This is a genomic window from Salegentibacter sp. BDJ18, assembly GCF_017579965.1.
Taxonomy (GTDB): domain Bacteria; phylum Bacteroidota; class Bacteroidia; order Flavobacteriales; family Flavobacteriaceae; genus Salegentibacter.
Genome location: NZ_JAFLQX010000031.1, coordinates 1 through 6,400 on the forward strand (window position 1 = coordinate 1; position 6,400 = coordinate 6,400).

At 32.6% G+C, this 6,400-nt stretch carries 7 protein-coding genes; 3 read left to right on the forward strand and 4 right to left on the reverse strand.

Annotation, left to right across the window (positions count from 1 at the left end):
* The first annotated feature begins 906 nt into the window (after positions 1-906).
* Positions 907-2,466, forward strand: coding sequence for a hypothetical protein (locus J0871_RS17150; protein ID WP_208226451.1), 1,560 nt, complete (start codon positions 907-909; stop codon positions 2,464-2,466).
* Here J0871_RS17150 and J0871_RS17155 read toward each other — a convergent pair.
* Positions 2,463-2,621 carry a hypothetical protein gene (locus J0871_RS17155; RefSeq protein WP_208226452.1) on the reverse strand — a complete coding sequence of 53 codons (159 nt, stop codon included), beginning with the start codon at positions 2,619-2,621 and terminating at the stop codon, positions 2,463-2,465. The genes J0871_RS17150 and J0871_RS17155 overlap by 4 nt on opposite strands.
* A 225-nt stretch (positions 2,622-2,846) precedes the next feature.
* Between J0871_RS17155 and J0871_RS17160 the strand changes: the two genes are divergently transcribed.
* On the forward strand, positions 2,847-3,167 hold the full coding sequence (locus tag J0871_RS17160) for a CU044_2847 family protein (protein WP_208226454.1): 321 nt from the start codon (positions 2,847-2,849) through the stop codon (positions 3,165-3,167).
* 15 nt (positions 3,168-3,182) lie between these two features.
* Positions 3,183-4,370, forward strand: a complete 1,188-nt coding sequence (locus J0871_RS17165) for a S8/S53 family peptidase (RefSeq protein ID WP_208226456.1) — start codon at positions 3,183-3,185, stop codon at positions 4,368-4,370.
* 197 nt (positions 4,371-4,567) lie between these two features.
* On the opposite strand, the gene J0871_RS17170 is transcribed toward J0871_RS17165, so the two are convergent.
* The 3 genes from J0871_RS17170 to istB all read right to left on the reverse strand — a co-directional run.
* Positions 4,568-5,227, reverse strand: coding sequence for an HNH endonuclease (locus J0871_RS17170; protein WP_208226458.1), 660 nt, complete (start codon positions 5,225-5,227; stop codon positions 4,568-4,570).
* 61 nt (positions 5,228-5,288) lie between these two features.
* Positions 5,289-5,483, reverse strand: a complete 195-nt coding sequence (locus J0871_RS17175; protein WP_208226460.1) for a hypothetical protein — start codon at positions 5,481-5,483, stop codon at positions 5,289-5,291.
* A 284-nt stretch (positions 5,484-5,767) separates the two neighbouring features.
* A partial coding sequence (istB, locus tag J0871_RS17180; RefSeq protein WP_208226462.1) for an IS21-like element helper ATPase IstB occupies positions 5,768-6,400 on the reverse strand: 633 nt, incomplete at its 5' end.

Sequence of the window (6,400 nt, forward strand, 5' to 3'; positions counted from 1 at the left end):
TTCAAAAATTCATCGTTAAATAAATCCTCTTTTTTCATACTGTGTAAAATTTAAAATTAGACAAAAAAATAACAGGGGTCGCGACCCCTGTTATTTTTCTATTTACACAGTTTATGAGATAGTCCTTAGATACCATTATATTGGGAGATAATATTAAACCACTATTTTAGGACTATACTATATTATCCAGTCATCATTTTTCTTTTAATCTTCACTTTAATCGGTGGAATTAAAATTTTTTAAATTCATTCAATTTAAAATGACTCTCAACATCCAATCCAGCATTCTCACTGTGTTCTTTATCAAAACAACTCATACAAACAGCTATTAGGTCTTCTGGAGCTTCATACCCTAGGTGCTCATAAGTCTTGTAACTTGTAAAGCTGGATTGCCACACCTTTTCACATTTCCCATTCGACCTCTAAAAAAACCAGCTTTTGACATCCATCCTTACCATATTTTATAAGACATTTAGATATTTGGGCGACTATAATGGATGGAAGGGGGAAATAAAGCCTCACTTGTTCTAGCATCTTTCGGATATGGTTTTGGGAATTATGTTAGTTAGAGCAATGCTTGATACTTTTGAGGGTGATGAAATTAAGAAAAGGGATGGGTTGCTCACCCTACAAAATCAAAAATTGGGATGTCTTCTTGTGGTCAATTCGAAGATTAAATCAGCGACAATCTAGGATGTGATATAGTATTAGATTCAATATGAGAAAATTCTTAAAAGATAAGAGCTCATAACCTGAAGCTATGTAAATTAAGAACTACTAAAAGGATAAAATATTCACACAACTATGATACATTATCAATTTTACACATGACTACGCCTTGCGTAAAAAAAAATAATTAAAAAATTAATAATTTCTTATTAGATTTATGTGCTATAATCTTAATAATATGAAAATAAGGAATTCTAAAATGGTGCTAATTTCTAAATTAGTACTTGTAGTCACAGCTATAACATTTTCTTCGTGTACCTCCCCCAAATTGATTAAAAGATATGAAAATTCTCGAAATATTTGGCTCTCAGATTCTGATGTTAAGAATTATGTAGATGTTATAACAAACACATACAAAATTGAAGATGAACTTAAAGAGAATAATGTTTTTGTGGAAAAAAATGTGGTAATAGAAAATGATAATTCGAAACCCAAATCTTTGTTTGATTTATCAGAAAAAGCCCAGGAGAAAGTAATTCAGGCTTATTTGGTTAATAATCCAGATTTTGAAATTTCGGATTTAATGGGGGATGTAAATATTTCAGGAAAATTAAAAAAACCTTCAAAAAAGAAGTCTTCAGGTATTGTAAAGTATAAGACAAAGTATGTAGATAATGAACTTAACAAAAATTTACTCTTCAGTGTTATAAGGGTGTATTCCTCTGAACCAAGAACTATTAGAGGTAAAAAATTTTTAACATTAAATAATGTGGGAGATAGAATTCAATTTTTGGACCTGAGAGTTTCATTTGATAACTCTAATCTTAAAATTATAAACTGGAATAAATTTGAAAATGCCTATACCCAGGTGGATTTCGGCACGTTAACTTCTGAGAAGGGAATAGAAGCATCTATTTCTGTTGGATACGAACAGTCTGCAAATATCGGAACAACTAATAAAACTACTTCTATTCAATCTGGTCAGTTTACTGAAAGTGATAATATAGTATTATCTACTGAGGAATCAGAAAATGGGGGGAGCAATACCATGACTTCAACAAATAATAGCAATTTGAATAATCTAATAAGTTCTACTGGAGAAAATATAAACACCATAGGTGCTATAACAAAATTGGCACCTTCTGCGAAGATTGTAGCGTCCGATAGGTTGGGTGAAAATAGAAGTTTTCAAAATGAAATTTTAAAACTTACAGGCACATTAAATGATAGAAGTTTCGAAATTAGACAGGAGGGATTTGAAGGAATAGACCTAAAGGGGAATACTAGTATAAATTTGGACTTAAAATTTACTGGACCGTATAAGGAGCCACTGCTAATAACTCTTTTTGACAATCTTTTTTTCAAAACTGATTCTGGATTAACAGTAAATCCATTCGACAGTATTAATAAAACATATACCTACCTATTTATTCCCGATATTGAAGAAGATGTTACTGCTTATGTCGAATACAAATATTTATATCGCAATATAAGAGGTGGAGATAAATATATTCCAGAATATAAACATGAAGTAAAATTTTTATTCGGAGAAGCAACTTTGAAAAACAAATTAGCCAGTGAAATTGTCTTACTGAGGAAATCGGATTTAGCTCCTAAAATTTTTCATATATTCAAAGGGGGGGAATCATTAAAATTAGATGATTCTCAACTAAATTTTGAGAAAAAAGAGGATGCAATGAATTTCATTACTTGGCTCACTGCAAGTAATGATATTTCTTTCTATACTAAAAGGTTAGGAATTTCAGACTTAGAGTCTTTTTCTATAGAATCTAATTAATTCCCTTTCTGATTAATTTCTATGTTGGCATCTCTGACATACCTCTCATATCCATTTAGTAAATAATTCTTAGCTTCTGCAATTGCCGATAATCCTCTAATTGGAGTCGAGATAGTGTCATCTTTAATTGTTATTTCTAATGGAATTTTTTCCATTACTTTTATTCTTTCAAATTGTTTTGAGTAATACTTTGTTATTCTGCTTTCTTTGCTGGTGATTTTAATTCTTTACGAGATAAATGAATTTTTTAAATAGTTCAACAGTTTGGCTTACTTCTTTGATTAGGGAGATAGGGAAACTCCGTATTTTTTTTACAATAATGAAAAGGACGAAAAAAATATTGAAATTAATAAAAATTATAAATCTAAAAATCAATATTTATGAACGCTAAAAAAAAAACGAATCAAAAAAAACCAGTAGATTTTTATATTCAAGTAGGCGGTAATCCAAACTCTAGTATCACTCCTCAAGCTTCCATTCAGGATTTTGTAGAAGGTTCCAAAGAACAATTAAAAAAAATCACTTCTGTAATAGAGATAGCTGGAGAGGCGATTATTGAAAACATTAACCAATTTAGTTCTAAGCCATCTGAATGTTCTATTGAGTTCGGAATCAATGTTGCAAGTGAAGGAGGTGTTCCCCTTATTACAAAAGGAACAATCGGAGCTAATTTCAAAGTGAATGTTACTTGGAAACCATAACTAAATCTATGAGGTATGGAATGTTTTAAGCCTGGAGAAGTAGTTGTTCAGCCCATAGAAGGAGGAAGACGCTTTTTGGAGAGTCGAGAGTTTGATGTTTTGTATTCCGTAGAAGATTTTATTGACTATTATACAGAAAAAGAAGAAGAAAATGTAAATAAAAAGTTTTATTCTTTTCCTTCAGTGGTAAAAGTACCAGAAGGAGAGGAACTTCAATTTTCAAGAAATTATCGGGCATTGAATAATATTCAAACAGCTATACCGAATTATCATATAACCCCTCTGTATACTGAGCCAACCGTTAATATACAGGTCATAGAGGATATAATGAAAAATCTAAAATGTAATGTGCAATCTCGAAGGTGTGGAGATAATGTGAAAATAGCCATTTTGGACACTGGAATAAATCCTTCTTTTTTACCTTATTCAAATCAAGTTTTTAGCAAGCAGTTCGCAACAGATATTCCTTCATTAAATCTTAAACCAGTTGATAATAACGGCCACGGAAGCTTAGTAGCATATATTATTAATTCAATTGCACCTGGAGCTCAAATCCTTTCCTTCAAAGTGATGGATAATCAAGGCACCGTGGGTAGCCTTTTGTCAGCTTTATATTTAGCCGAAACAAAATACAAACCTGAAATTTATAATTTAAGTTTGGCTTTCGCTTATGGTTTAGGAGGATGTGCCAATTGTGGAAGTGATATAATGATAAATTCACAGCAACTTGAAACCCTTTTTAAAGTGATTGATGAACAAAGAGGCTCAAGTGCTCTACCTTTAATTGTTGCTGCTGCAGGTAATAATACTTCATCTGTTAAAATGCCTGCCAGTTTTAATAATGTTCTAGCAGTAGGTTCTTTTACACCTGGAACCCATTTTAATGGATATTCCAGAATTGATGATTCTAAATTTATTCTTGCACCTGGAGGTTTAAAAGCCAAAGATAAAAGCATAGCATATAGAACATTCAATAACAATAATATTCTTTATGAAGGAACTTCTTTTGCAGCTGCTTTTGTTTCTGGAATTTCAGCTCGTTTCCTTTGTTCTAAAAAAGGAGGGTCCGCCTGTGGAAACAGTCATACAAATTCATTAGAAGGGCGAGATTTTGTAATGGATTGTTTGAAAACCTATGCTGATAAAAGTTTCTCAGGTTATGATAAAAATATACACGGTTTGGGGTTTGTTCAGTATACTTAACAGAATTCATTTCTATTCAGAAGATAATGCTTGAACTCTCAAAGAAGAACCTGATTCTTAAATAGTTTTTTAATTCCTTTCTTCTATCTTTTTGTAGTAATTCATTCTAAACCAATAATGCTGGGGATACCCAAAGAATTAGAAGAAAAGGGACTTAGGTTATTTGAGATTTAGTATTGATTCAAGATAACGCAACGTTAAGTAATTTCATTCAACTTAAAATGACTAACCACATCCAACCCAGGGTTTTCACTATGCTCTTTGCCGTGGCAGCTCATACATACGGCCATTAAGTCTTCTGGAGCTTCATAACCTAATCTCTCGTATGTCTTATGATGGACTTGTGCAGCAGGCTCACCACATCTTTCGCAATGTCCTTTGGACCTATTGAACACCCAGGCTCTTTTGCGTTTCCACATGTTACTTTCAAGATACCCTTGATACCAATTTTGAATGGTCCAGGCATTTGTCAATTTCTTTTCAGCTAATCTTATAGAATCTTGTTTCTTATAAAATTGTCTTCTAGCCTTGTTTAGATTTTGGTAATATTCATTTTCGAGGCTGTTATCATAAAACTCAAGTGATTCAAGATTAAAATCTTTTTTTTTGTGAGCTTTTTTGAATTTGCCGCATTTGATACATCTAGTTATTACCTGTATCATTCCTTCGGAATACTTAAATTTATAAGTTCCAAAATTGTGCTCACAATCACTTAACTTTTCAATAAAAGTCTTGCATGATTCACAGCGAATAAGAATGGCAAAATAATCTTGATAAATATCAACTACTTTAGCTTTTTCTCCGCAATACGAACACTCAAAGCTTTCCTTTTTTCTTAATTCTTTATTAGTTTCCATTTGAAAACTGTTCTCTTTAATGTGATATTGATTAGTAACTTATTCGCACAACCTTTGCAATTTACTCCAGATGCTCGTTCATAATATCAACATATTTAATAGTATTTGAAAAATCTTTAGCATCTATACAAACTTCAAATTCTTTGATACTGTAAAGAAATATATTTATATGCGGTTGAGGGGTTTCTGTATCTAAATAATTGATTATAAAATCAGTATAATCCTCAATAAAATTGGATTCAAATTCAAACTTCAACTTTGGGTTAAGTTGAATTTTTTTTAATCTTTCTTCTATTGATTCCTCGTTGGAATAGAATTTTTGTAGGTTTCGAAATTCTTCGAATAGATTAATGAATTTTGCTTTAGCGTCATATGAACTAGGTGTTTTTGGTAGATTTTCGTTGTTCTCATAATTTTGTGCAGAATTGTATAGAACTGTGTTCTGAGTGGATGAGCCGGTCAAAGTGAACCACGTGCGCCGGATGAAAGTGAGCATAGCAAACTAAGTGCTCAAAATCGATTCTATTGTGGTTAAATTTACTATTTATTTTTAAGTTTTTTCCTCATTGATTCCCCTTTGATATCTATTCTGTGAGCCGTATGAACTAGGCGATCCAATATGGCATCTGCAATAGTCTGTTCTCCAATAATCTCGTGCCAGGCCTCTACCGGTAACTGGGAGGCTATTATGGTAGATTTTTTTCCGTGCCTATCTTCAATAATCTCCATCAGGGAGTGCCTGTTAATATTATCCAGGCCTTTAAGCCCAAAGTCGTCAAGTATGAGGAGATCCTGTTTTTCGATCTTGTTTACTTGCTTTAAATAAGAGCCATCGGCCTTGGATGTTTTAAGCATGGTGAAAAGCTTAGAAGTATTGAAGTACATCGTTTTGAAGCCTAATGAGCAAGCCTGATGACCTATGGCGGATGCCATATAACTTTTCCCGGCCCCGGTACTTCCTGTGATTAATATATTATCCTTTTGCGTTACAAAGTCGCAGCTTGCAAAACGTTGTATCTGGTTTTTATCAATATTTCGGTCGTGGTTATAATCGATATTTTCCATAACGGCGCTATACCTGAAGCGGGCTGTTTTAGTTAGGCGTTCTACCTTTCGGTTCTGGCGATCGTCCCATTCAGACTGAATGAGATAAGCTATAAGTTCATCATTAGT